Origin of the sequence: Lentzea kentuckyensis, assembly GCF_002150765.1 — a bacterium.
Lineage (GTDB): Bacteria > Actinomycetota > Actinomycetes > Mycobacteriales > Pseudonocardiaceae > Lentzea > Lentzea kentuckyensis.
Map to the genome: position 1 here is coordinate 570 of NZ_MUYM01000184.1, position 994 is coordinate 1,563.

Sequence of the window (994 nt, forward strand, 5' to 3'; positions counted from 1 at the left end):
TACCTCCACGCCCGGTCGCGCACGTTCAGCAAGTGTCAAAACCGGCGGTCGGTGGAGTCGCGGCGATAATCGGCGTGATCGGCATTGTCGTCGTGGCGAGCGCGATTTCCGGACTGGGCAGACGATGAGTCGTGTTCCTTCGGTCCAGAATGCGGTAGAAGGGCTTCATGGAGATCACCGCCTTCCTGGACCGCAAGCTGGCTCGCCGGTTCCGCACGTACGACTCGGACGGCGACGGGTTCATCGAGCGCGAGGACTTCACGCAGGCGGCCGAGCGCACCACGAAGGCGTTCGGGCTGACCGGTGACGACCCGAAGGCGGTCAGGTTCCACGCCATGCTGAACGGGCNNGTCGCGGACCAGGACCGCGACGGCCGGATCAGCGTCGACGAGTACAAGAAAGCGTTCGCGAACGGGCTGCTGGAGACGCCGGAGTCGTTCGACGAGGGATATGTGCCGCTCCTCGACGCGCTGATGGCGATCGCGGACGAGGACGGCGACGGCAACCTCACGCTCGACGAACACGTCACGTGGACCGGCGCGCTGATGGGTATCTCGGAACGCAACGCGCGCGGAATCCACGACCTGCTGTCCGATGAGGACGGGTTGCTGGCCACTGCGGCACTGCTGGACGCGATCCGCGAGTACTACTTCTCCGAGGATCCCGCGTCGTCCGGCAACTGGCNNGCCCACGTCGAGGAGGCCGGCGGCTGGTGGCTGCGGCACTCCCCCGGCGACGCCTGGTGGGTGAGCGCGGTGCTGCCGCACGACCGTGAGGACCGCGTCGCGCGCGCGGAGGAGTTCTGCGCCGCACGCGGGTCCGGGGTGCGGTTCCAGATCACGCCTGGTGTGTGTGCGGACGACCTCGACGCGTTATTGGAGGGCCGGGGGTACGAGCGCGGGCACGCCATGTCGCTGCAGATCGCCTCCACGGCCGAGGTGCTGCGGCACGCCCAGGCCGACGCGGGCGCGGTGACGACGCGGCCGACCGACGA

Annotated in this window: 1 protein-coding gene; it reads left to right on the plus strand. The window is 68.7% G+C overall.

Annotated elements, in window-relative coordinates:
* Positions 1-167: 167 nt before the first annotated feature.
* The coding region (locus tag B0F77_RS49510) for an EF-hand domain-containing protein (RefSeq protein WP_211294370.1) at positions 168-994 on the plus strand (827 nt) is incomplete at its 3' end.